The organism is Prevotella sp. E9-3 (assembly GCF_022024015.1).
In the GTDB taxonomy this organism is placed as follows: domain Bacteria; phylum Bacteroidota; class Bacteroidia; order Bacteroidales; family Bacteroidaceae; genus Prevotella.
The window spans coordinates 2526903-2552548 of record NZ_CP091786.1; the positions used below are offsets into that span (position 1 = coordinate 2526903).

25 protein-coding genes are annotated in these 25646 nt (G+C 41.1%); 11 read left to right on the forward strand and 14 right to left on the reverse strand.

Annotated features, from left to right (window positions below; translation table 11 throughout):
* Position 1 precedes the first annotated feature (1 nt).
* The 9 genes from L6475_RS09760 to L6475_RS09800 all read right to left on the reverse strand — a co-directional run bounded on the left by L6475_RS09760 (position 2) and on the right by L6475_RS09800 (position 10539).
* Positions 2-1447: a lipopolysaccharide biosynthesis protein gene (locus tag L6475_RS09760; protein WP_237819488.1), complete on the reverse strand. Its 1446-nt coding sequence runs from the start codon at positions 1445-1447 to the stop codon at positions 2-4.
* A gap of 7 nt (positions 1448-1454) precedes the next feature.
* Entirely contained in the window at positions 1455-2612 is a 1158-nt protein-coding gene (locus L6475_RS09765; protein WP_237819490.1) for an NAD-dependent epimerase/dehydratase family protein, read from the reverse strand.
* A 6-nt stretch (positions 2613-2618) separates the two neighbouring features.
* Positions 2619-4439 carry a Coenzyme F420 hydrogenase/dehydrogenase, beta subunit C-terminal domain gene (locus L6475_RS09770; protein ID WP_237819492.1) on the reverse strand — a complete coding sequence of 607 codons (1821 nt, stop codon included), beginning with the start codon at positions 4437-4439 and terminating at the stop codon, positions 2619-2621.
* 3 nt (positions 4440-4442) lie between these two features.
* A complete protein-coding gene (locus L6475_RS09775; protein ID WP_237819494.1) occupies positions 4443-5204 on the reverse strand; it encodes an SDR family NAD(P)-dependent oxidoreductase in 762 nt (253 codons plus the stop codon).
* Positions 5204-6355, reverse strand: a complete 1152-nt coding sequence (locus L6475_RS09780; protein ID WP_237819496.1) for a 3-oxoacyl-ACP synthase III family protein — start codon at positions 6353-6355, stop codon at positions 5204-5206. The genes L6475_RS09775 and L6475_RS09780 overlap by 1 nt, the downstream gene beginning before the upstream one ends.
* 2 nt (positions 6356-6357) lie before the next feature.
* Positions 6358-6582 (reverse strand): phosphopantetheine-binding protein, encoded by a 225-nt coding sequence (locus tag L6475_RS09785; protein ID WP_237819498.1) that lies wholly within the window; start codon positions 6580-6582, stop codon positions 6358-6360.
* Positions 6583-6947: 365 nt separating this feature from the next.
* Positions 6948-7826 (reverse strand): hypothetical protein, encoded by an 879-nt coding sequence (locus L6475_RS09790; RefSeq protein ID WP_237819500.1) that lies wholly within the window; start codon positions 7824-7826, stop codon positions 6948-6950.
* Positions 7827-7845: 19 nt separating this feature from the next.
* Positions 7846-8130, reverse strand: coding sequence for a GxxExxY protein (locus L6475_RS09795; protein ID WP_305079897.1), 285 nt, complete (start codon positions 8128-8130; stop codon positions 7846-7848).
* 9 nt (positions 8131-8139) lie between these two features.
* On the reverse strand, positions 8140-10539 hold the full coding sequence (locus tag L6475_RS09800; RefSeq protein WP_237819502.1) for an ATP-binding protein: 2400 nt from the start codon (positions 10537-10539) through the stop codon (positions 8140-8142).
* Between the two features lie 719 nt (positions 10540-11258).
* On the opposite strand from L6475_RS09800, the gene L6475_RS09805 reads away from it, so the two are divergent.
* From L6475_RS09805 to L6475_RS09830, 6 genes are all read left to right on the forward strand, one after another.
* Complete coding sequence (locus L6475_RS09805; protein WP_237819504.1) at positions 11259-12839, forward strand: phage integrase SAM-like domain-containing protein; 1581 nt, start codon at positions 11259-11261, stop codon at positions 12837-12839.
* 55 nt (positions 12840-12894) lie between these two features.
* Positions 12895-14448, forward strand: a complete 1554-nt coding sequence (locus L6475_RS09810) for a phage integrase SAM-like domain-containing protein (RefSeq protein WP_237819506.1) — start codon at positions 12895-12897, stop codon at positions 14446-14448.
* Between the two features lie 54 nt (positions 14449-14502).
* Positions 14503-15765, forward strand: coding sequence for a RadC family protein (locus L6475_RS09815; protein ID WP_237819508.1), 1263 nt, complete (start codon positions 14503-14505; stop codon positions 15763-15765).
* Positions 15766-15882: 117 nt separating this feature from the next.
* Complete coding sequence (locus L6475_RS09820; protein WP_237819510.1) at positions 15883-16209, forward strand: helix-turn-helix domain-containing protein; 327 nt, start codon at positions 15883-15885, stop codon at positions 16207-16209.
* Positions 16193-17710 (forward strand): type II toxin-antitoxin system HipA family toxin, encoded by a 1518-nt coding sequence (locus L6475_RS09825; RefSeq protein WP_237819512.1) that lies wholly within the window; start codon positions 16193-16195, stop codon positions 17708-17710. The genes L6475_RS09820 and L6475_RS09825 overlap by 17 nt, the downstream gene beginning before the upstream one ends.
* Positions 17711-17768: 58 nt before the next feature.
* Positions 17769-18029: a hypothetical protein gene (locus L6475_RS09830; protein ID WP_237819514.1), complete on the forward strand. Its 261-nt coding sequence runs from the start codon at positions 17769-17771 to the stop codon at positions 18027-18029.
* Positions 18030-18102: 73 nt separating this feature from the next.
* On the opposite strand, the gene L6475_RS09835 is transcribed toward L6475_RS09830, so the two are convergent.
* The 3 genes from L6475_RS09835 to L6475_RS09845 all read right to left on the reverse strand — a co-directional run bounded on the left by L6475_RS09835 (position 18103) and on the right by L6475_RS09845 (position 19776).
* On the reverse strand, positions 18103-18273 hold the full coding sequence (locus L6475_RS09835; protein WP_237819516.1) for a hypothetical protein: 171 nt from the start codon (positions 18271-18273) through the stop codon (positions 18103-18105).
* Positions 18270-18992 carry a DUF6088 family protein gene (locus L6475_RS09840; protein ID WP_073203518.1) on the reverse strand — a complete coding sequence of 241 codons (723 nt, stop codon included), beginning with the start codon at positions 18990-18992 and terminating at the stop codon, positions 18270-18272. Before L6475_RS09840 ends, L6475_RS09835 begins: the two co-directional genes overlap by 4 nt.
* A 223-nt stretch (positions 18993-19215) precedes the next feature.
* Entirely contained in the window at positions 19216-19776 is a 561-nt protein-coding gene (locus L6475_RS09845) for a recombinase family protein (protein WP_073043723.1), read from the reverse strand.
* A 651-nt stretch (positions 19777-20427) separates the two neighbouring features.
* On the opposite strand from L6475_RS09845, the gene L6475_RS09850 reads away from it, so the two are divergent.
* Positions 20428-20967 (forward strand): phosphoribosyltransferase, encoded by a 540-nt coding sequence (locus L6475_RS09850; protein WP_237819518.1) that lies wholly within the window; start codon positions 20428-20430, stop codon positions 20965-20967.
* An 11-nt stretch (positions 20968-20978) separates the two neighbouring features.
* The gene (gene radC, locus L6475_RS09855) at positions 20979-21704 is read left to right on the forward strand and encodes a DNA repair protein RadC (RefSeq protein WP_237819520.1); all 726 of its coding nucleotides are present in this window, start codon (positions 20979-20981) and stop codon (positions 21702-21704) included.
* Between the two features lie 130 nt (positions 21705-21834).
* On the opposite strand, the gene L6475_RS09860 is transcribed toward radC, so the two are convergent.
* Entirely contained in the window at positions 21835-23139 is a 1305-nt protein-coding gene (locus L6475_RS09860) for a hypothetical protein (RefSeq protein WP_237819522.1), read from the reverse strand.
* A gap of 678 nt (positions 23140-23817) precedes the next feature.
* Here L6475_RS09860 and L6475_RS09865 point away from each other — a divergent pair.
* Positions 23818-24162, forward strand: coding sequence for a hypothetical protein (locus L6475_RS09865; protein WP_073203527.1), 345 nt, complete (start codon positions 23818-23820; stop codon positions 24160-24162).
* A 70-nt stretch (positions 24163-24232) separates the two neighbouring features.
* Positions 24233-24424 carry a hypothetical protein gene (locus L6475_RS09870; protein ID WP_073203531.1) on the forward strand — a complete coding sequence of 64 codons (192 nt, stop codon included), beginning with the start codon at positions 24233-24235 and terminating at the stop codon, positions 24422-24424.
* Between the two features lie 326 nt (positions 24425-24750).
* Here the strand turns inward: L6475_RS09870 and L6475_RS09875 are convergent, their stop codons facing one another.
* On the reverse strand, positions 24751-24903 hold the full coding sequence (locus tag L6475_RS09875) for a hypothetical protein (RefSeq protein WP_237819523.1): 153 nt from the start codon (positions 24901-24903) through the stop codon (positions 24751-24753).
* Between the two features lie 442 nt (positions 24904-25345).
* On the opposite strand from L6475_RS09875, the gene L6475_RS09880 reads away from it, so the two are divergent.
* A complete protein-coding gene (locus L6475_RS09880) occupies positions 25346-25630 on the forward strand; it encodes a hypothetical protein (protein ID WP_237819526.1) in 285 nt (94 codons plus the stop codon).
* Positions 25631-25646 lie beyond the last annotated feature (16 nt).

The following is a 25646-nucleotide window of genomic DNA, read 5'->3' on the forward strand; positions in this document are numbered from 1 at the left end:
ATTATTTTTTAGAGTTAAGTAAATATTTTACTTCATCAAGTTCTTCGAACCTAAGCAAATAACTAATTCCACAATAAAATAATATTCCAAACACTCCACCAAAAAGAACCTGTAAATATAAGCTAACAATATAATTGTTTATAATAATAATTAGAACAAACATCAACAGGGACAAGATAAAAAAAGGCAATATGTCTTTCATTTGCATAAAAAAACCAACTTTAATTAACTTTCCCGTATAGTATGTATTCATTGTAAGGGCTATAATTTGCATCAAAATTTCTGCTGCACAAAACCAGATAATTCCCCCAAATATTAAAGTCGGGATTGTAATCATCACACCAATTGGTTTAATAATCATCCTAAGTTTCAAAGCCAAATCTGTTCGTCCTTTAACATATAAAAGATTCACATTCAATATTTGTATAGGTTGCCAAATATAAGTAAAGCATAATAATTGAAGAAGTATGACACAGGCCTCCCATTTCGCTGTAATCATAATTAAAACAAGTGGTCTAGCCAATGCTGCTAAAAGAAGCATGATAGGGAATAGTAGAAATGCAGATACTCTAATCATTTTTCTATAATTAAGTCCCAATTTCTCATCATCATCTTGAATCTTGCTCAATACAGGGAATGTTACTGTACTTAAAACGCTGACTACATTAGAAGAAGGCAATGCTGCATAACCTTTTGCACGATTATAATTACCTAAATCAACCGTCCCTCCTCCAAATTTTCCAATCAAAAATGGTGCAAGATTTGAGACAAAAGTATCTAAGAGTTGTGATGCGACAACTTTATTTCCATACCCCCAAAGATATTTAAAAGAATCTCTGGACCATCTTTCACGAGGAAACCATTTCACAACCAACCATGTTTGTATGAGTCCGAGGATACTTGAAGACAGGTTTGCTATAACTAACGCCCATAGACCATAACCCATATATGCTGCTGAAATACCTAAAATTGCTGATACAATCTTATTGACTATAGAAATTCGAGCAGGTGTTTTAAAATCAAGTTTCCGCTGTAAAATAACATTCTGAGGAGTAATTAGCGGTGCCCATAAGAAGGTTAGTGCAGTTATTCGAATTAACTTCTTAAGTATAGGCGTGTCATAAAAATCTGCAATCCAAGGGGCACAGATGAACAAACATAAATAACAGAAAACACCAACGCCAAAACTATATAAAAAAGAGGTTGTAAGATCTTTCTCTGACAACTCCTGCTTGCGTACTAAAGCTGAACTAAATCCACTTTCAATGAAAACATTAGCAATCGCCATAAATATGACAGGAATAGCAGTTATTCCATAATCAGACGGAGTCAATAATCGTGCCATAACAATGCCAACGATAAACTGCATGGCATAGTTGGCGAACTGATTAAAGAACGACCAGTATAACCCCTTCTTCGTTTTCTGTCTTAAAGAAGTATCTTCCATTACTTTGTCAACGATTCAATGTTCTTTTTACTAGGCGAATCCATTTTACTATCAAACTTTCTTTATAGAATTCTAAATAGTATAGTATCCTATCTTGAAATGTTGCGTTGCCTAAATAATCCACGAAATTAAGGTTGTACTGCTTATATTCTATTTGATTATTCTTACACCATTTCTTGATTATACGATCAGTATCAGCATCAAATCTCCAATCAATACCATGTTGATAACCTTGCTCTTGATAAGCTTTTAAGGTCATGGCTACACCTTCTCTTAACGAGATGGAGTGTTTGAATGAAGGAACTGTATTCTTAATTTTCTGATTACTATTTGTAGCATCAATTGATCTGCCTCCAAGAATTTCTTCACTCTTGTTTGGCATTTCCTTAGCATAAAAATCCGAAGTTACATCAATTATTTTGGCTTTACATTTCAAAGTTATCTCGATAGCTTCGATTACTTCATTGAATGAAGGCATTTCATCACCACAGATATTAAAATCTTCATCGTATGCTTTAGGATTACCTATAAGTCCCACCATTCCCACTGCATAGTCTTCAACACGCATCATATTTGTACGTGTAGTCCCGCCATTCCAACGAATAATCGGCTTATTAGCTAATATACGTGCACATAATGTCCAATGATAGCCGTAATCTGGCATTATTCCATAAGGAATACGAGTATCTCCATAAGTAACACACGGACGAACAATCGTATAATGACAATTACTATCTTTGGCTAATGATTTTAGATGTTCTTCGCTCTTGTATTTGTTGACACTATAACTCCATATTTTAAGCGGTTTTGGTGAGTTTTCTGTCTTAATTCCCGGTTTTGTCTTGTCAAACACCGCACAGGAGGAAACAAAAAAATACTGTTCTGTATATTGAGAGTAAAAATAAAAACTATCGGTAGTCTGCTCATCAGTATAGCAAAGGAAATCCATTACTGAAGTAAAGTGTCTTCCCTTTAAATGCAAAGCTATCGTAGAATAATCATTTTTATCACATTTAATCAATTCTGCCCATGAAGGAAGATTACGTTTTCCACGATTTATCATCGTCACAGCGATACCTTGACGATGAGCTTCTGCAGCAACAGCAGTACTAATAACTCCTGTACCTCCGACAATAAGTATAGTAAGAGATTTTGTTTCTTCCATAACAAATTACAATTTCCAAGCAATATTTTTCATTACCACTTTTGCTGGGTTTCCGCTAACCAATGAATGTGCAGGCACATTCTGAATTACATAAGAATTTGCTCCAACAACTGCTCCTGCTTTAATCTTTACGCCGGGACAAATTGTAGCACCCGAGCATAACCATACGTGATCCTCTATAATTACTGGTCGTAATATCTTATAACCTTCAATGGCTATCAAATGAGCATTTGTGTCACGGATACTGACATCACGACCTAAAGATACTCGTCCCTTCATCTCAATGCGCTTGCCGCAAATAATTGTGCAATTATAGTTTGTACCACAGTGCCCCATGATTAATTCTGCATTAGAGAAAACCTCAACATCACTACCATAGTCAAAATGACTATCTTCATTAACAATCATGCGAGCATCACGCTCTAATAAAAGACGAGTCTCCTCATGCGATCTTTTTATCTTTTTACTACCAACGACCAAGGGACCATGAAGTTCCAAAAGAGAACCCTTCTGTAATTCTATGACAGTATAAGGTGTTGGATAAATGACACCTTCGTTCAGCCAATCAGTTTTTACATTCTTACTAAACACATTCAGACTAATAAACTGAAGAAACACAGATGGCTTATATTGGCTGTGTTTTAAAGCGGTACGCCATACTCTCAAATATAATCTCAACTTATGTTTGAAACCATGTCCAGTCGTCTGACCAAAATAAGTAAGGTGTTTTTCAACAGCTTCCTCTATTGACTTCTCATTAAGATCATTAAAGAAATCCGCTCGATTGGCTGTCGGGTATTTCTCCGAGTGAAGTAATGCAGGATTTCCTGGAATCATATCGTTGATATCGGCAGACACGCAACGTATATGTTTCTCTACCTTCTTAAAGAAGTCAAGTCCTCGACTATTGTTCACAATAACCGCAGAGGTTCCTGCATTATCATCCAGTTCTTTATACTCCGCTTTTTTTTCACATCCCCAAAAATCTGCAATTGTAATGTCAGCTATACGAGGGAATCCCTTAAATTTACAATCATAGCAAGAGGGACGACTGACGATATGACCATGGTAGGCAGTACTATATAGATCGTTGTCTTGAGCACGACTATACATTGTTTTACCATTTTTAAAGTCGAACCTCTTTACAAGATTGCGCCAACCAAGTTCCTTATCCTTGAACTTAAAGGAAATTAATTTACTGCCAGCTTTACGTTCCCAAAAGTCGAGATACTTTTTATAGAATAAAGGTGAAGTGATACTCTTGCAAATGTAATCAACTATTATCAGGGACGGATAATCTTTTCCCAAAAATCTGCGCAAAGCCGCCATTTGACAAGGTGAACCACAAACGAGAACCTTCTCTCCTGTCACCAACAAACGTTTTACTTCTTTATAGAAGCCACGAGTGTCACTCTGTGAATATTTGCTCTGGCGCAGTCGTTTCAAGTCCTCGGGATTATTACTGATAAAATGAGCTACACTCCAATCCTCCTGATATATTGCGCCTCCTACATAGCCGCCTTCACGGTACATTTGTTCTGCTAAAGCAGAAAACATACCACCCGTTGTACTGGCAAAACGTGTTTCTACGTTTTTATGGATGGCGGCGAAACATACAGGTTTCTCAAACTCATTACGTTTGAGCTCGACAAAATGCAGTTGAGGACATACTTTTTCACACAAACCACAATTTATGCATTTGTCTTTATCCACCTCAGGATACCAAAATCCCTCGTTATCGGTATTTAGATGGATTGCATCTTTCGGGCATGCATCATAACAGGCGTTACAGCCGCAGCAATCTTTTTTATCTTTAATATCAATCATGATTTATTGAATTGTGTAACCACCGTCAACAACAATATTCTGGCCGGTAATCCAACGCGATGCATCACTCAATAAATAAATACAAGCGTTTGAAATATCACTAGTTTGACCTAAACCAAGTGGATGTTTAGCTTCGAGTAGGGCCCTTTTGTCTGGATCAGAAATATATGGTTGTCCTGCATTAATAGGAGTTACAACCACACCAGGAGAAATGCAATTGACACGAATCTTTTTCTTTGCATATTCTACGGCCAAAGAATGTGAAGCAGAAATTAGAGCTCCCTTCGTCATACTATAAAGTGACTTAGCATTCTCACCAACCACCCCCATAATAGAAGAAAAGAAAATGACACTAGCACCATCCTTACTTACATTTTTTATGCTAAGTACCTGTCGAGTTAACTCTATGGTAGAAAACACATTGGTACGAAAGAAATGTTCCTGTTGTTCGACACTCATTAATTTTAATGGAAGAATATTAGAGATGCCTGCACAACACACAAGACCATTTATTTGACCTAATTTTGAGACGATATCTGTAACAATAGTTTTTATACTATCAGTACTTGTCAAATCAAAGATTACTTTTAGATGTTTTTCACCTTCCATTTGATTTAATGTCTCATTTAGGCGTTCCTCATTTCTGCCAATAATAGCTACCTTTGCCCCCATTCGACTACAATCGATGGCACACTGCCGTCCTATGCCACTACTGGCACCTGTTACGATAATCGTCTTGCCTTCAAGTGAGAATGGATTAAACATTAGTCTTTCTGTGGTTTTGTTTCTGACTCTTCTGATTCTTTTTCAATAGGAGTATAGTCACGACGGAGAAATTCATCAACAGGCTGACCTTTTTCAACTTCTACGATATCGGATATCTTTGTATCAACAAATGGAACAATTCCTGTAGCCCACGTCATACCTACTCCAAAAGCACTTAACAAAAGTGTTTTCTGACCATTTAGTTTCCCTTTCAACTCACTAACGATAGTCAAAGGAACTGATACAGAGGATGTATTTCCAAACTTCTCAATAGTGTGAGGAATCTTTGTGGTATCAAGTTTCATCTTCTTCGCAATATACGAATTGATGAAATTGTTAGCTTGATGAAAAACAATATAATCTAACTCTTCCGTTTTAGTATTAGCGAACTCAAGAGTTTGCTTGATATCACGAGGGATTTCACGAATTACAAAGTTAAACACATCGCCACCCTTCATATACCCCTGTTCGTCACTACGCATATTTCCATACTCGTCAACTACCTTTTCCTTTAAAGTTTCTGGTGTGGACATATGACGGTAACCACCTGCCTTAATCATTATCAAGTCTGCACGAGAGCCATCAGAATTCATTGAAAGAGTAGTTGTTCCAAATTTAGAATCTCGCTCCACCAAAGCAGCTACACCTCCGTCTCCAAATATAAATGCACTACGACGATCACGAGGGCCATATACCTTACTACGAGTTTCACCATCCAAGATAAGAGCTTTCCTAATATTTCCAGTCTGCATCATACTAAAGACTACAGACATGCCATAGAGAAATGCCGAGCATCCGAGGTTCACATCAAATGCAATACAACTATTTTTTAGTCCAAGACGATGTTGCAATGTGATGCTTGTTGCTGGCATACGATAATCTTGAGTTTGTGAGATAAATACTAGCAGGTCAATCTCTTCCCTATCGATTTCGTTGTCTGCAAATAATTTCTGTGCAGCTGCAAAACATAAGTCAGATGAGCAAGTCTCGCTGTCTGCAAACCTGCGTTCAAATACACCAACTTTGTCTACTACTTCCTTTACTTGGTCAGCAGGGAAGAACTCGGTATATTCGTAATTGTTTATCACCTGTTTTGGAACTGCACCAGCCATTGCTGTTATACCAATTCCCTTAAAACTTAATATTGCCATTTTTAAGCAATTGCAATGTTATACAAATCTTGAAGAGTGTTTGCGCTCTCTATTTGAGCCTGTGTTAGTTCTTTACCGAACTCTTCGTCATAGAATGCAATAAGAAGCATTACAGACAATGACGACCACTCATCTAATTCACGAAACTCGGTTTCTGCTGTTAAAGCCTCTACGTTATCAACTTCAATTGCTTCTGCAAACTTCTCAATAAATTCTTTAATTTCCATAACTAATGATTCTATAAGTTAATAATTATTTTGCTTAAATAAATCGACGTAGGCATTACAGCCACAGCAATCTACTTTATTTTGGATATTTATCATATATGTAACTGTTTAACGGATAGGTCCACTATTTTTGAACTTTTAATTTTTTGAGAGAAATAAACACCTTTCCTCCACATAATGATTTTTTATATACCTGCTTTACGGCAGTATTTCATTTCTTCTTTACAATAGTGGCATTATCTGCAGCCTTTCTCAAAACATCTGCTTCTTGACGCGAAAACACCACTGCCTTAATTACATGATGTTGACCACCATAGGAAATCTTAATAGAACCACCGGACCTAGCCCTGGTGGTAGGTTGTGCCTTAATTACTACTACTTTCATTAGTCATTAATTTACTCATTTCATCAATAATTGGGCATAGTTCAGCAGCCATCCCCCTCAATATATCCTTATCAACAGGAATATTGAAAGTATGTATATTCTTACTGTCTATGCACAAGAATCCCCGTAAGTTTATCTGACTCTGGGAATTACTGTTTAGAGGAATGATTGGTACCACAATCGTAGACTTATATTTTAATGGCCATGAAAACCACCTAACAATGTAATCAGGGATAAGGGGTATCTTCTTTACTTTCCAATTATTGAGTCTGCTATTTCTGTAATCAGATTCCTTAATCAGATTAGCAGAATGGAAAAATGATGTATCTTCTAAATCACTATCTATATTGTTATAAATGAAACTAAAATCTGAATTGGCTTCCATTGTATGCTCAGTTTTATCAGCAGAGCCTGTCTTTCTATTATGAGCATTTGAATACAAATCTCTTGCCTGTGTAATAAGAATGGCATTACCCGAGCCATTGTCGCTTAACAGTTTTACACTTGCGCCAATTCTATGCCCCTTAAGCAGGGTAAATATAGTAGATATTGACTCACAATATGTCACTAAATAATTGGTGCCCATTTGCACATCAGAGATGGTTAAATTTCTAATTTGAGCATTCGCTGTATTTAACTCAGCATAAAGATTTGCGTACTTCTCTTTTATTCTAAACTTGTGAGCATACCACCAATCATGCAATAACGATATAAGCAATAATACGCCTAAGACAATAATGGCCACAATTGCCTCAACAGTCTTCTGATAAAAACAAAGACTAATAATAGAGGCAACGCTTCCTAATATCGATAGTAGAAGTACAACATAATCTGTTATGAACTTAAGTATCCTATTCATAGATAATGGATAAGCAGATTTATAAATTGTTTACTCTTCTATATATTGACTTTGAGATGTCGGTTGTTTTGAAGTTGACTAATAATCCGAGCTTCTTTCCCGTAAGTTTCAAATAGGTCATTAACTGTGAGAAGAATACCTCTGGAATATTCGCAACTGCCTTGAGTTCTACAATTACTTTATCATCAACCAGCATATCGATACGATATGCATTTGGTATTGTCACACCTTCATAAACCAGAGGTAAAGTAACCTGCGTTTTGACATCACATCCCATCTTCTCCAATTCTATTCGCAATGCAATCTCATAAGCTCAGTATAAGAAACCAAAATCAACCTTCTTAAAGACGGTATCCTGTAAAGCCTTCCTAAAAACATCTTTATCAACCTTCTCCAATATATCCCTACTGTAATATGAATCCTTATTAAAAAAACGATTAAAATCGGCATCATCATATGCGTTATTTACTATACAGCCTTCCACTTCAGATGACAAAAGGGAAACTAAACGACGCGTATAATCTTCCTTACGATCCAATAAAGATTCTAAATAATTTGCAATAGGAGTAGTATTATCTATGAAATACCCAATATTTGTTACATATACATTAAAATCGCCATCTTTAGGAAACTCAACTTGTGAATTTCTCTTCTGAATAAACATTCTTGAGCTATAATAGGATCTGGAGTTAGAAATCATTATCATATGCCAATTGTTCACATCTCTCTTCCAATGCATAGAAACACTCTTACCGATACTTGCAAGTTCAATTTTATCTACCTGGTACATGTCAAGAAACAAATCGTCAACATGATTCCTAAAGTGATAGTCTGCATAAATAGTCTTTTTCTCACGAGCAGCTTCTTTATTTAAAGATTCTATCACTTTTTGGGGGGATATATTACTACTTGACAATTCCGCAGCCAAATTAACCGCAGAAGAATATATTTGACTGTTTTCAGTCCAAATTTCATCAGGTAAACTATCCAAATCTGTAATATTACAGTTCTCACCGTTATCCACATAAATACATGGACTCTTCCGTAACATCTCATCAAATAATTCAGTATTCGCTAATTCTACAGAAGAGTTCTTATGCCACAATCTATCAATTGAAAGTGAAGCTCTTCTCAATATAGAGAATGAGGACTCCGTGAATTTAGATTTCTTACCTTCTTCAACACACTCTTTTAAATATGAAGAATATATGAATCTATACATATCACTTAGTTGATGACCTTCTTCAAGTCTGTCTCGTGCGACATTTGTTGAAGGAGAATTCCAACCAACACAGTCAATCATAGCAATAAGACCTCTATTGTCAAAACCTGGGGTTTCATCTATCACCTTAATGCCTTCCACACAACAACCGATTAGCGCATTTTCATCTGAAGAGATATTGGAATCTTCATAGAAACTACTATTCCCCAAATAGGTATTCTTCTTCATCAAAATACGAAAACTCAATCCTTCCTGTTCATATTTTGCAAGATGATACAAATTATCATTGACATTGATTCCCATTTTTTTTAGAGAAGAACTCATTGCTTCGTCAATATCCCTATATCCTATAGAGACCTCTCGTCCATCTATTGATAGGGTAACCTTACATCGAGGGATAATTATCCACTTTCTTAGATATTGTTCTATGTCTTCTTCTTTTACCGAAACATCGTCACGTAGTTTTAAACTGAATGTTGTACCATGTTTTCCATCAACAATATCAGAGGAAGGACCATCATGCCTTAATATATACTCCCCTTCAAGTTGTCTTATCTTGACAAGATGGACTCTATTTTCTTTATGATGGCATGTTGTTATATTAATTTCATCACTTACCATAAAACAAGTGAGGATACCTATGCCAAATCGACTAATGGGATGGAAATCAGGATGCTCTTTCTTGAATTTTTCTGAATGATAATTTGAAACTCCAACACGAAACAAATAATTTCTTATCACCTCCTCATTCATACCAACTCCATTATCGGCAACTATCAACTCACGTTTATTACTATCCCAAGAGATACTAACCTTGGGTTCATAAACTTTACTTGATTCTTTAGTCCCCGTGGTCATTAATCGAACAGCATCTATTGCATTCTGAGTGAGTTCTCTAAATACTACACTTGCATTGCTGTATAATGTATGACCTATAAGCAGTTTTAGGATATTATCCTTATCCAATTCGAACCTGAGTTTTTCCGCACTGAAGTGTATAGTCCGAATCTTATCCCTATCAATCCCATCCCATGGAAAAGTATACTTGTCGTTATTTCTTTTTGACGAATCACGACATATCTTATTCGTTTCTATCAATTCTTTCTGAGCATAATCCAAATACTGGTTGAAATGTAAATATGCGTCATCATCACTAAACTCGGCTCTTACCTCAAACAGATGAGCCTCTTTGTTTGGATCTACGTTATTATCTTTGTCACGTTCTTGTTTAGGTAAAATACAATTGACCGCCCGTTGCTTCACCCACTCCCTTCTACTATACGCATTTTTGGGTGATATTAAAAGAAAGTCAACATTGGGAGTCCGTTCGGATGTAACATGCAAAAGATCTGCTGTTCGTAGAACCGCTGCACAATAGATTAGGTTTACCTTCGTACTCTCATCTTGATTATACTGAATGTCAGCATCCTCTGTATTGAATACATCCAGAATTTTTTCTTGATGTGATTTACATAAACGAGCTAAATCCATTCGAAATTTTGGATCAACTTTTGATAAGATGCCTGATAGTAATTTTCCTATAGGATTATTATCTTCATTAGAATTTTCTACAGAAGATATCCAATTAAAGACTCTGTCACCATGATGTTTTCTAACGTAATCCTGATATATTGCTTTATCACGATTCTCATTTTTAATGGGTATGTAATGGGAAATCTAAATGTGATTTTCTTGTTTTGTCGGGAGATAAATGGCGAGAAAAAAAATTTTTGCTTAGTGACAAATCCGCGTAAAAAGCTGAAAAACAGAATGTTTACGGAAGTCGAATCCTAAAATGATAAATGCAGACGTAAATGTCATCCCGGAGAAAGGGCTCAAATGAAAGTAAAGACATGTGGTTAAAAGTAAACCAAAAAAGTCTGATGAAATTTGAAGGGGTTTTTACCCGGTTTTCTGGTCATTTTGGCATGTTTTACCTCGAAGTTGGGCGTTAAAAAACATTAACGGCAAAAACTCCGACAGGGAATGCTCTGCGCCATAGCGAAAATGGCCGTTTTAGGGGCATTTGGGACAGAAAAAGTAATCTTTCCTTACAGAATTGTGGGATTGGTGCGTTTTTACTTGTTCCCATATATGGTTACTTGTAAAATGGTCGATTTTCGCCAAAATTCGGCTCTCAGGCCCTGAAAAGGTAAATTTGCAGAAAATTAAAAAAATCAGCGGGTAAATCCGCTATAAAATTGACTTATATGGCTACAATAAAGTATGAGGTGCTGAAGCACAACATGAGAAAGGACAAGACGTGGAACGTCGTCATCAGGGTCACGCACAAAAGGGTGATGAAATACATCCCTACTACGGTGTTTGTCACCCGTGACGAACTGACCTCGTCTTTCAAGATCAAGAACTTTCAGAAGAAGGAGAAATGTGAGGACATCCTCCGCATCTACCGTAAACGTATCGAGGAGGAGAACCTGGAGTTCAACGACATGACTGCCGATGAACTTGTAAGGAGAATCACACGCAAAGACATTGTCAAGCCAACCTTTGTTGACTTCGTGGACTATTACCAGAAGTGGATAAAGACTCATGAGGATGAAATCAAGGGTATGGGTAACTACAAGACTGCCCTCAACTCGTTCATCAAGTTCATGGGACGTAAGGTTATCGACTGCAATGAGATTACGGTAAGACTGATGGAGTCCTATGTACGCTGGCTTGGTGACAGGCATCGTGCGGCCAACCTCTACTGTATATGTATCAAGCGCGTATTCAATGAGGCCCGCGAGACCTACAATGACAACCTCGACGGTGAGGAGATCATCAAACGCTCACTAGAGTTCTTCGACCCTCCTGTTCATGTATGTACGGAGAAACGTGCCATTTCCCTGGAGCATCTGAGGGCTTTGGCTGCCATCCCTGATGAGGAGCGCTCGAATTCAAGCCGCAATGTGGCTCGTGACGTATTCCTTATCTCATTCATGATGATGGGGGCCAACAGCATTGATATCTTCTCATGCAAATGGGATGGCGAGGGAAACATTACCTATGACCGTGCCAAGACAAAGGACAGGCGACCTGACCATGCCCGCATCGTCATCAAGCCGCATCCGCTGCTCATGCCTCTTATCAAGAAATATGCGTCTGTATTGGACAAAAAGGAAAGGTATGTGTTCCGTTTCAACCGGATGTACAGAAATCCTGCCGATTTCAGCTATAACCTGAACCGAGGCATGAAGGAGGTTGGAAAGGAGATTGACGAGGAAGGTCTCACTTTTTATGCCGCAAGACATACGATGGCGACCATTGCCTTCAATGAAACCGATATTGACAAGATGACCATACACGACATGCTGAACCATCAGCTGCCTGTGTACAAGATAACGGATATCTATATCAAGAAGGACTTCCGCAAAATTAATGAGGCAAACTTCAAGCTCATTGACTTTGTCTTCAATGACATGGAAAAGGAAAAGTCTGGCACTCATCAGGACAAGCATCAAGGTGGTGCCTTGTTGACTGGCGACTTCCTGACGAATGTTGTTGATACGGTTGTGGACATCACTTGGCAGTTGACTCCACAGGACATCAACACCAGAAAGTCATGGAATGTGGAGATCAAGGTAGCATACAAGGGGCAGAGCAAGCTTATCGGAACATCGATATTCGTTTCGGAGAATGATGTTTCTGAGGATGGCCAGCTCACCAACGAATATCTTGTAAAACGTTGCGAGGCTCTTGTCAATTCCTGTAAGGAGCGTATCAGCAGGCTTGACTTGAAAGCTGCCCAGTATGACATCAATGACTTGGTCAACAAGCTATTGTCATAGACAGTATATAATATATGTACGCGCGAAAGTAATAGTTAATATCATAACAACGATTATGGCTACACTAAAAGTTGAAGTTTCAAAGACTGCCATCAGCAGGAAGGGAACCTGTGAGGTTGGCATACGCCTGTATCACCACCACGAGAAAAGGCTGATAGAGACAGGTATCTATGTTTCCAAGACGGAAATGACCAAGAAGTGGACTATCCGCAATGAACTTGTGAAGCGAAAGGTCAAGGCTCTTCTGAAGGACTTCAATGCCAAGTTGAAGCAGCTGGAGTTGGACCAGTATGACATGAACATCGATGCGGTAGTCAATTACATTGTCGGTGTCGGTGATGTCAGCATTGACATTATCCAGTATGGACGTGAATGGATCAAGGAGCATGAAGACCAGAAATGCAGCCGAAACCATCTTGTTGCCTTGAACGCTTTCATCAAGTTCGTCGGTCGTGACAGCTACATGTGTAATGACATCAGCAAGGTCTTTATGAGAAGCTTCGAGAAGTGGCTTGGTGACAAGAAGACGGCTCGCAGTGTCTATCCGCAGGTCATCAAGCGTATGTTCAACTCGGCAAAGCAGCGTTATAACGAGGGTCGTGAGGAGAACAAGGTTATCAAGAGGACTTTGGAGTTCTATCATCCGCCTCATGTGGAAATCCAGACGGAGAAACGTGCTCTGCCTGTGGATATTATCCGGGCTATAGCAAATCTTCCCGACGATACCGAAGGAAGGGCTGTCGCCGACCTCGCCCGTGACGTGTTCACCATCTCCTTTATGCTGATGGGTACAAACACGATAGACCTGCTTAGTTGTAAGTGGGACGAACGGGGCAACATCACTTATGACCGTGCCAAGACGAAAGACAGACGGCCTGACCATGCCCGCATTGTCATCAGTCCGCATCCTCTGTTATTGCCTCTCATCAAGAAATATCGGTGTACCAGGCACAAAAAGAAGAACTATGTGTTTTGCTTCAACTACATGTACAAGGATCCGACGACTTTCAACCAGACAGTCAACAGGGGATTGAAAATCGTAGGCGAGAAGGTTGGTGTGCCCAACCTGCAGTTCTATGCCGCAAGGCACTCAATGGCCACTATTGCCTATAATGAAGCTGGCATTGACAAGTTCACGATACATGAGATGCTGAACCACAAAGTGCAGGTGTTCACTGTCACGAACATGTATATCCGTCAGGACTTCTCGCGTATCAACGATGCGAACTTCCGTCTGATCAACTATGTGTTCGAGTATCATCTGATGTCGAACAGTCGTCTGAAGGAGCTGGGTGGAACGGAAGGTGACTTCCTTACTTCGGTACATGAGGACACGGTCACGTTCAGATACTATGTCGATCCTCTGCTGAAGCATGAGGACGGCAAGCTGGGCATCTGCTTCAACGTAGCTTTCCGTGGCCAAAGCAGGGATATAGCCACACCGCTTACAGTAGCCAACAATGAGGTAAACTCACGGTATCAGATAGTGTCAAAGAGAGCCGTCGATGAATGCGAAGCCTTAATTGACCGATGTAACAGTAGGCTTAAAAGGACGGACTTGTCTGCTACTAACGTGACCATCCTTGATGTAATGCGTCTGTTGGCATGAGAGTAAGCAAGAGAAATTCAATCAATACAATATCAACATTTAAAATCAAATCGTATGAAGAAGTTAGTTGCATGGCAGGAAGAGCCTGTAATGGAGGCTCCTGTTGAGAAGGAAGAAATGGGTGTTACCATCAACATGGACAATGGTGAGAACAATTTTGTGGGGGAACTGGTCGATGAACCCATTGAGACACTGGTCAGGAAGCCTTCAAAAAAAGAGCTTGACAGGGAAGAGGGACGCAGGGGTAATGAGCGAAAGCCAAGCAACAAGGTGACTTATCACCCTGTTTCTGGACGGTCTGACTCTTCTCCTAGTGTTCCATATAGACCAGGAGTCGCACGTGGCAGTTATCGTCCCACCGGTGTATTAGGCTATGTGAATCCTGAGAAAGAGGATAAATCCAGAAGACGCAGTCGTTCAAGAGACGAATTCCGTCCAAAGGATGGCAGGGAATCATTTCGTCATTTTGAGGATAGGGAGGAAAGCAGACGGCCAAGGAGAAGCAGAGATTTCGAAGAAAGAGACAGCAGAAGACTTGAGGAACATGAGAAAAGGATGTCCATGCTGGAGGCCTCTCTTCATGAGCTGTACCCTACTTCGGCTATCACCGTTCAGAAGAATCAGGAAGAGGATCCTATTCCGTCAATCAAGAAATGGACTAATGATGACATCCCAATGGAGAAATTCCAAACGGATGGTGTCAGCCAGCTCAGCGAGAGTGAGCTTTTGGCCATCATCATTGGCAACGGCCCGAAGGAGTTTCCAACTGTAGATCTCATGAATCAGATGTTGGATGACTGCGGCAATGATCTTTCCAAACTGGGTAAGAAGACAATGGAAGAACTGATGTGCTACCGTGGCATCGGTAAGAACCGGGCCATCGCTATAGTCGCTGCCTGTGAGTTTGGGAAGCGCTTTAGGAAGACTGCTCCAGAAGAGAAGCCCATTCTGAAGAATGCGTTGGCCATAGGTGACTACATGATGCCACAACTTGAAGACCTGGATGTGGAGGAGTTCTGGGCATTGTTCCTCAATCCGAAACATGAATTGCTCAGAAGAGTCAGAATCTGCCGGGGAGAGGTTTCAGAAAACGCTGCCGACCCGAGAAACATCATGCGATTCGGGGTGCTCTACAATGCGACCTACATAGTTACGGTACATAACCATGTCAGTGGGAATCCCTCTCCCACAAAATTCGACAGCACAATTGCAGCTAAACTTACTCAGGCTGCAGAGTCTGTACGGATGACCTTGCGCGACCATATCATCCTCGCGGATGAACAATACTACTCCTTCAAGGACAACAAGAAACTATAGAAACAACCTTTAAAAGAGTTAATTTATAATAGAAATTTTCAAATTTAAGCGTTCATAAACTAATTTTTAATCGAAATATTTGGCTCTTAGGGAAAGTTTATGTACCTTTGCAGCCATATGGAAGAGATAATGGATATAAAATCAATGCCTACAGTGCAAATAATACAGGCATTAGGCAAGAGATTTAGGGAGTATCGGATTGCAGCAAGAATGACGCAAAAAGAAGTCGCTGGACAATCTGGAGTGAGCCTTCTGACTATCAGACGGTTTGAACAGGGTTATTCATATGACATCAAACTTGGCAATCTCATTGCACTTTTGAAGGCTATAGACTTTGCTGATGGAATCGCTGATATTCTCCCTGAATTTCCTGTCTCGCCGTATGCACTGGCCAGACAAGAGGCAAACAAGCCAAAAAGAGTAAGACATGGACAACAACATTAAAGTAACAATATGGGGCAAAGAGGTTGGCCGCCTCACATGGGATGCTAGCAGAAAGCGTTCCATCTTTGAGTATGCTCCGAACTTTCTCAAAGGAGAACTCGACATTGCCCCTTTGACTGCATCAATTTATGACCGCAGAAACAGACTCCCCTTTTACGGTGAAGCAAACAACGGGGTGTTTTACGGTCTTCCTGCTTTCATCAGCGACAGTCTTCCCGGGAAATGGGGAGATACCGTTTTCTCCGCCTGGGCCTCTGCAAACAATCTCGACGAAGATCATCTGACTGCCGTCGACAAGCTATCCTTCATTGGTAAACGAGGGATGGGAGCCTTAGAATTTGAACCCTCTCAGGAAATTGGAACAGGCGAAATGAGTCTTGAACTCGATCAACTGTATCGTAAGGCGCAAGAGATTCTGGAGCAAAGAGAGGAAACTGTTATTGCTGGCAAAGACATCACACTTGAAAGCTTATATGAAGTAGGAACATCAGCAGGAGGCCAGCATACCAAAGCCGTCATTGCGCGGAACAACAAAACCGGCGAAATTCGTTCCGGCCAAATCATGCTGCCTTCTGATTATACCTATTACCTGCTTAAATTCGCCGAGAAAGACTATTACCCTCTCACAAAGGTCGAGATGGTTTATTATAAACTCGCGACAATGGCTGGCATTACTATGATGCCATCCGAACTAATTTCGATTGATGGTGACGAGCATTTCCTTACGCAGCGATATGACAGGAGGAATGGCAAGAAGATTCACACGCAAACACTAGCTGCCATGAATCCTAATGCTAGGAACTATGAGGATCTGATGACCGTCATAGACAAACTCAATATTCCATACAAAGAAAAAGAAGAAACTTTCAGACGCACTGTATTCAACATCCTTGCTACTAATGTTGATGCACACATCCGCAACTTCTCCTTCATGATGGAGGAAGGTGGAACGTGGCATATAACACCGGCATATGACCTGACATTCTCGTGTTTCAATCCTGGAAACAAGTTCGATCCAGCCCACTATCTTAGAATCGGAGGAAAGACTGTTGACATCGGATACGAAGACTTGGTTGAATTTGGACGGAAGTTTAGCATTTCCAATCCGAATGAGATTATCCAGAGTACTGCCGAATGTGTTGCACAATTCCGCCCTGTAGCTCAGGAGGTTGGAGTGGATCGCTATTGGATTGACAAAATTGAAGAGCACTTTGCTAAAATGTCACCAAAGATGCTCCCGATGCTCAATGGCTATAAGCCACTCTCTTTCGACTACATCATCGAAGAAAAGGGCATTACCGTCAAGAACCTTCATTGGACAGAGATGGGAAATGGTGCCATGCGTCTTGAAGCCGAGTTGAACGGAAATCCTTTCAGAGCCACTTTCGCAAAGAAGTCCAAGGAATACCCATCCATTATGGAAAATGGCGGCATCAAGATGCCCTTTGAGAAGCAGAAGGAATATGTTGAGAGATTATTCCTGCCAAGAATGACCTCTTAAAACAAAATGCGAATCCGGACATCTGACAACAAGGAACAACAAATAGAAGAATTGACTTATGGCAAAGAATATAAAGAAAACAACGCCAAGCGAATTTCGCGGCATAACATTGAGAGAGCTAATAACCGAGTTGGAAAACCTTTCCAACAATGGAAAGAATGATACTCTGGAAGTACAGATGTGTCGCATCCAAAAATTTCGTAAGCATGATGGCACGATTGCTTGCTTCGACACAGATGACGAAAGGAATATCACAAGTACAGGTATCTACCATGACGAACTCTTTGATAAAGACTTCATCGGTATCGGATTCAATTAAAACATAAACATTAACGTGGAACACAATTATGGCTCGATACTTCCTAACTAGTACCGAGCCATATTTGTGTTTATTATTTCCCCTGAAGAATTTGAAGCAATTCGTTCTGGCTTTTCGCTATTTCTTCTGGCGTAGGGATAGGTCTATATGCCAACTGCCCTAACTCCTCAACATAATGCTCACTCAAATCTGTCCAAAGCCGTGAGAAGTCCTTAATCAACGGTGCTTCATCAATATGTGTCATACGATTCTGAAATTATTAGTCGATAAAACCTTCTTGGTCAAGCCAACTTTATATATAGTAATTGGATTAAGGGTATCTCTCAGTACCTGTGCTTTCTCTTCTCCATAAAGATCTTCAACGATAGCGCCAGTCACGGCCCTCGTCATTGGATTATACTTCAAGGCAAGCTTGATTATCAATTCCACACTTCTTACATCAAGTGATTGTACGATAGCCCTTATCCTATTGTAAGATTTGTCAGGTGTCGTATCCGGAATTGACTTAATATTTTTGATAGCGTCAAGTACTTGAAGTAGAGGAATGTTATTCCTTGTTATCACATTGGGCTGCTGTACAAAACGTATAGTAAAAGAACCTCTGCGAGTATTATTTTTCTTCCCATTAACCCCAATCTCAATGATATTGGAGATTTGTGTGGTAAGACCCAATTGTCCGAAAATGGAATTACCAGTCAGATAGCCAATTATCTGGCCATCTTTTTCCAATAAATCCTTAACAACCTCTTCCTGACTAGGCTTTAAGCTACCGAACATCGTCTGCTTCGGCTTATAGAAACGTCCTTTAGAAAGACGCTGGATCACACCGCTATCTGCCATACGGTTTAGCTTACGTATAACATTGGCACTGGATTCAGGAGGCAATCCCAAATCCCGATACGTGAAAACATAGTCTGAACGGAATGAATTCACGGTCTGCTCTATAGCCTTTGACTGTAACATAATTGCTATTGCATTACGAGTTTGGTGCAAAGATACATATTTTTGTCTCGTTTTTAAGCCACAAAACAAGACAAAAATTCAAAAAGAAGCTATTTTTTAACAATTCATGTGCTTAAATCATACAAAAAAGACAATTTGTCTCGTTTTTAAGCCACAAAACAAGACAGAACAACTTTAATACAAATTGTATTGCAACTCACTTTTTTGAGGGGTTACCGTAGTGCTATCCGCATATCCGTTGTCTAATATATCTATATAAAGTCGTTTTGCTTATCCCTGTTGCTTCGAGAATCTGCGATATAGAGCAGACCTTGGAATCATACATTTTCAAAGCAAGTTTTATCTTAGATTCATCTTTGGGTGGGCGACCACCATTGCGACCTCTTGCACGGGCTGCCTGTAATCCCTCCATAGTTCTTTGACGGATTAAGTCGCGTTCGAACTGGCTTATTCCTGCAAAAATGGTGAAGAGAAGTTTTCCCTGTGGAGTTGTTGTATCAATCCACGATTCCTTCAAGGACTTAATGTCAGCTCCGATATTATGGATTCTATCCACAATTTCAAACAAGTCCTTAACAGATCTGCTTAATCGGGACAATTCTGTGATAATGACAACATCTCCTTCTCGAAGAGCATCCATCATTCGAACCAGCTCAACTCTGTCACGCTTGGTTCCTGATGCTTTCTCTTCATATATCCTTTCACAACCAAATTCTTTCAGTTGGTCAATTTGCCTAAGCGTCTGCTGATCTTGCGTACTTACACGTGCATAACCAATTATCATAAGTCTGTGCCAAAATTAATATAGTTCCACATTTATGATACTTAGATTAAAGTACCAATTTTGGCACAAAAATACAAATAATTATTTAGATTTTCAAGAGTTTATTGAAAAAGTAACAAAAACGGCGGTTTTTGGCATCAACATAATAACATTTTGTGGTGGGGTTTGTGGTGGGGTTTGTGGATGACTCAACCCCACCACAAACTACTTTGTTCAAACTTTCTGGCATGTTCACGAATTTGTGAACAGCATCGATTTCTTGAACATTTCCTTGTGGTTCCTTGGCAGGGAGTGACTACCCTTTTAGTGGTGCAAGCCCCATGTGCTTGGTCGTCCGAACCGTGAACCTTCGCTGTGTATTTCCATTACGCCCGTTAGATACGTTCCTGTGGCAAAGGTAAACCCGCAGTTTGGAATGTCAAGTTCTGGCCCAAGGGTTTCCGGGAAAATCTCCACACCTCTTCAAGGGTAGTATTTTGCCTGAAAAACTTGCCTTATCCGCACTTGCGACCTTCTTGAAAGCCACAGGAACGAAACAAACGGCGATAGAAATACGCAAAAAAAACGAAGGGTTCACGGAGTTCGGACTTGATTCAATAGGAACTCACTTCACAGCTCCTGAATCCGCATAAAAAAGCAAAATCGCAGAATATGGACAACCAAGGCATTTTCAAATACGCACTGATGAGTTACCTGCCGCAGAAATACCTCAGACACGCATCATTTGAGGCGCAGGAGGCAGACCGACTAATCATAGACTTCAAGAGCGGACGCAAGTATGCCACTGAGAGAGTTTCACGGCTCTTTGCAAAGTCTCTCGCACTCATGGACTTGAAAGACACCATCATCGTGTGCATCCCTGCTAGTTGTCAACAGACCTATACACGTCGTTTCCGTAAGTTCTCAGAGAATGTATGTGCCATGACCGGTGCCATTAACGGCTTCGACCACATCAAGGTTATCGGCAAACGTGAAAAGGTTCATATCTGCGGAGAGTATGCAGCCGAGGATAATGTATGGATTGACACGGACTTCTTCCATGGCAAGCGCATCCTCATCATCGATGACATCTGCACCACGGGCAGAACTTCCGATGATTTCCGTGAGAAGATGGAGCAGGCAGGAGCACACGTCAGAATGGCCATGTTCCTCGCAAAGACCAAGCAGTTCAAGAAGAAACAACTCAATTAAAATTCAAGATTATGAATACAGCAACAGCATTAAAGGCAGACACGGCAAATACCGTGAAGATGACTATCAGACAGTGGGCTATCGAAGACCGCCCAAGTGAAAAACTTCAGATATATGGAGTGGAAGCGCTCTCTGATGCGGAACTCCTTTCCATCCTCATTGGCAGCGGAACAAGCAAACTCACCGCAGTAGATGTCGCTCAGAACATTCTGGACAAGTTCGACCGCAACCTCAACACCCTCGGCAAGGCTCGTTTCGATGAAATCAACGATGTGGAAGGTGTGGGCACCTGCACCACCTGCAAAGTCCTTGCAGCCGTAGAACTCGGCAAGCGCAGACAAAAGGCTATGGCAGCACTTAAACCCGACATGGCCACCGCCACCCGCATCTACAACTACATGCTACCGAAGATGATGGACTTAGAAACAGAGCATTTCTATATCCTGCTGATGAACAACAACTACAGACTCATTAAAGCAGAGTGCATCAGTCAGGGAGGTCTTACGGAAGTCAGTGTTGACATTCGAATCATCATGCGCGAAGCTGTCCTTAATAATGCATGCATCTTGGCTATATGCCACAACCACCCATCAGGAAGCCTTCATCCCAGCAAGTACGATGACATGCTGACCCAAAGCGTGAAGAAGGCCGCTGAAATCAAGCGCATTCACTTTACCGACCATGTGATTGTAACGGACGGATGCTACTATAGCTATGCGGAATGCGGTAAGCTCTGAACTATTACCATATAGGTGGCCAGGTGATGCAAATTCGCCTGGCTTCCTTTTCTTTGGTAATGCACCAAGAAAAGAGAAGCTAAAAGAAAGTGCAGAAGTAAATACTTAAAAGAAAGACTCTTTCATCGTCTTAACACCCAAATGCAATCTTGAACAATTCATACCTATCCCTTAACTCCAGATTCGTATACCTGAATACCGAATCCGATCCAGCTCGATGCAAACCTGCGACATAGTAATTGATCTGTACCTTGCTGAGCATATCAATATGTGTCTTACGGGCTAGTTTCGAACTCGCTACCTCACATAGAGGTTTGTAGATATTGTCACCTGTTTCCTGACAGAAGACACTTACTTTCCGTGTGATACCACAATACGACAAAAGCTTTCGTAGTGCTATATTATACCGTTGTTTGCCGTAGTGAGGATTATAGTCTAACAACTTCAACTGCGTTCTGTTCACAATCTCTAGAGCAGGTTCAATCAACGGTGTGACTACCTCAACATTGGTAGTCTGCAACTTTGAGGTCTTCGAAGGTATGTAATGTACATAGGGAATGCCCTCATCTGACACCGCCACCTTTTCCATGGTCAGGCGAAGAAGGTCGCTGATGCGACAACCGATAGCACAGTTCAGCACAAACAGGTCCTTAGCCCATTGTAATTCTACTGGCACAGAGGTTTCTAATACCGATTTGAACTCCTCTGCTCGTAAACAAACTGGCGTATCATACATCACATGCATGATGACACGGCGCCGCTCACCAGATATGTTATGGAATGGTGAGCGGCGGATTTCGTCAGCATTCTTAAGCTCCTCATAAAAGGCCTGTAGGATCTTCAAATCATGTACAACGGTCGTGTCTTTCATTCGCTTCGTAGGAGGACGATGGCCATTGCCACGAGGATATAACTCTGGGAACTGGGGGACATACATGTACTCATCATATACGAAGTGCCGGAATTTCAGCACCAATTCAGTCGAGAACTCACGTACAGTAATCGCACTTCGACCAATGATGTAAAGAAACCTATGTAGTTTCTTGGCTTTGCCAAGAGCAACAGCATATCGGCCATCGCCCATTATACCGTCACGGTGAGCCTCTTCAATATATCGTATCAGACGTGGATATAACGGTTTGGAACGTGTTTTAGTGGGGAGGTCGTAGTTGTCTGTTAATATACGGGACACTTCCATCTCGAAAACACGACTGGTCATGTCCATCCTACGAACCTGCATGATGGTATAGGCCTTACACATGGCCAAACGATGTCGGTCCAGTTCACTACGCAAGCTTGAATTAGTTCCGGCATCATCAGGATCTGCCTGAATGCCGGTAGAATGATATAAAACTTGCTCTCCATCCTCAAGTTGAAAAAGAATGCCAGGATTTGTTCCTGGCACATAATCGTGACATAATGTTATTTTCTCCATTGCTTTTTTAATTTAAAAACGGAAAAATGAAGCTTTTATTTGATACCCAGTATGGTGTACTACGTCACAAGCCATGCCCGTATAGCCGATGGCACAGGCTAATCCTTGGTTTCTGCCTCCCTGTCATCTTTCAAGAATCTCCATTAGCTCCTAATTGATTTCTGTTGTTTCGCTCCTCACTACCCTCTTCCTTTGTGTCTATGTATAATCGGTGTTGCAGCCAGCCATCCCTTTAGGTCGGCCCATGCTTCTGCTGTTTGGCTTGGTCTTTCTTGTCTCAACATTGGGAGCATGGTTGGTGTCCCATCATTCTTGTTCTCCGGCTTACTCTCTGCAGATACGGTATGCTCTTCTCTTTTTATCCCTATCCGTCACTGTGCTGATGCGCTCTGTAAACTCTACTTTTTCATTTCCATTTTAATCTTGGCGTTATACTCATTTATTCTCCGCGAAGTTACGAAGCGGGAGCCTGTTTTAAATTCCGGCTCTTCCGTGGACTGCCTCCCGGCCTTGGACAATGATTTTTCCATGAATCTTCCTTTTTCTTTAACGACAGGTCTTTGCCTATGGGCAATAAACAAAACGTGTATTCACAGATAAATCCATGTCGCACCACTTTTCCGCGTCGTTTGGTTGCCTCGAATAAATTGAATATAAACCAATTAAAATTTAGAAATTATGAAAAAGTTTAATGAGTTTTCAATCAGCGCATTCGTCGCTACAGTACCTGAAGTTAAGGAATTTGAGAAGAGCTCAGTTGCTCGTTTCTGCCTTTCAGTGAGCCACACAGAGAACAAGGGTGATGAGAAGTCTACCAAGACTGCACTGCTTCCTGTTGAGAAGTGGATCTCCAACGACAAGAAGGATGAGCTGAAGGACCTGAAAGGTAAGTACGTTGGCTGCCACGGATTCTTCAAGCCCGACACATGGGAAGAGGATGGCAAGAAGCGCAGCAAGATCATCTTCGCTGTCACCAAGCTGGAAATTCTAACTATGAAAGATAACGAGGACGGCAAAGAATAGCCGTCTATAAGCTGTGCTACCGGCTATACGGGCATTTTTCTTTTTATGATTAACCTTCAAAGTATCGGTTATGACACAGTACATCATACAGAATGACAACGAGGAATACATGGCTGCTTTCAGTAAAAAGCGTATTACCTGGACTAAAGCCCCTGAGTGCGCAAAGACCTTTGACTCTCGCGAAGCGGCAAATACCATGTTACGGAAGATAAACTTCTTCCATAACGTGCCTTGCTGGTTAGCAAGGGTGGTTCGTGACTGAAATCACAGGATTATGATAGTTCCGGGTTCATAGTTTACTGACTGTGAACCCGTTTTTGATGTGATAGCCGGCCCTTTGGCTCATGTCTGACACCCAGACATGGAAAGCCTTATTGTTTCCCTTCTGCCAGCGTAAGGTACGGCTGTCACTGTGCCTTACTGTTCCGCTTGCCGACAGTCCTCACATAGAACGGATGCAGGATGCCTGGATCTGGTCATACACGTCAGGAGTGCGGGTATCCTGTTCAGACACGCACACTTCTGACAAGTATTCCCCTTGCTGCTCAGACCATATCCTGCTCTCGGGATTCGGTATGTTGGGCAAGCCTAATATACCGAAACGCTCTGCAGGACAAGGTCTGTCATCGACAACGATGAACCGCAGCACCATTCATCCTCTGCATTCATTCCCGTGAGGCCTTTGCCGGCACACGGAACTGGCATGTCGGGAGAGTCGGCATAGCAGGTCTGCTGTGCCATCACTTTCCAAAACTTTGTGGCTTCACGTGCGAGAAGACCTTACGCTTTTCTCCGTCTGTCTCTTCTGGAGTGCTCGCCACTTTTCCCTCATCTTGTTATCCCCGCTTCGCCTTGGTTTCCTGATTTTGCGGTGCAAAGGTAGTGAAAGGAGCTGATGGCCAAATACCACGTTGCTATTTCGCTTGCTTTCTTCCGGCAGGCTTCCCGTTTTGTCTGATACTCGGACAAAGCCGGGTATTCCAGAAGAACGCACGAAATTATCTGGTCATGAGCTCTTGATCTTTCACTCTTAACGGCACCGGAAAAATCGAAAACCCTGACGGCGATGCTTCAGCCGATGAAGGAAATAAAAAAAAGCTTGCACTCCAGGAGACGGAGAAAAAGGAAAAATCTCATCCCCCTCGGGACTCAGGCTTAGTCGATAAAATCAAAATTCACAGTTATGACTCAAACAACAGTTTATCCCAGACACCGCTTTTACTTCAATGTAGAGACTGGAAGCAACGGGCAGCAGATTGCCAATGAACTGCCCTCGTATCGAATCGCCTGCCAGCATATCAAGCATTATGCGAAGGAGACGGGTAATCAGCAGGAGGTCTATTACATCAGACTCTACAGGCGTAAGAACCACCGATGCTGGTCTGTACTCCAGTGCAGGGTCAAGTTCCGGGATGACCAGGTACTCATAACGGGAGCCAAGTACATCGAGCATAAGAAAGCGGCATAATGACCGCCATCATTGA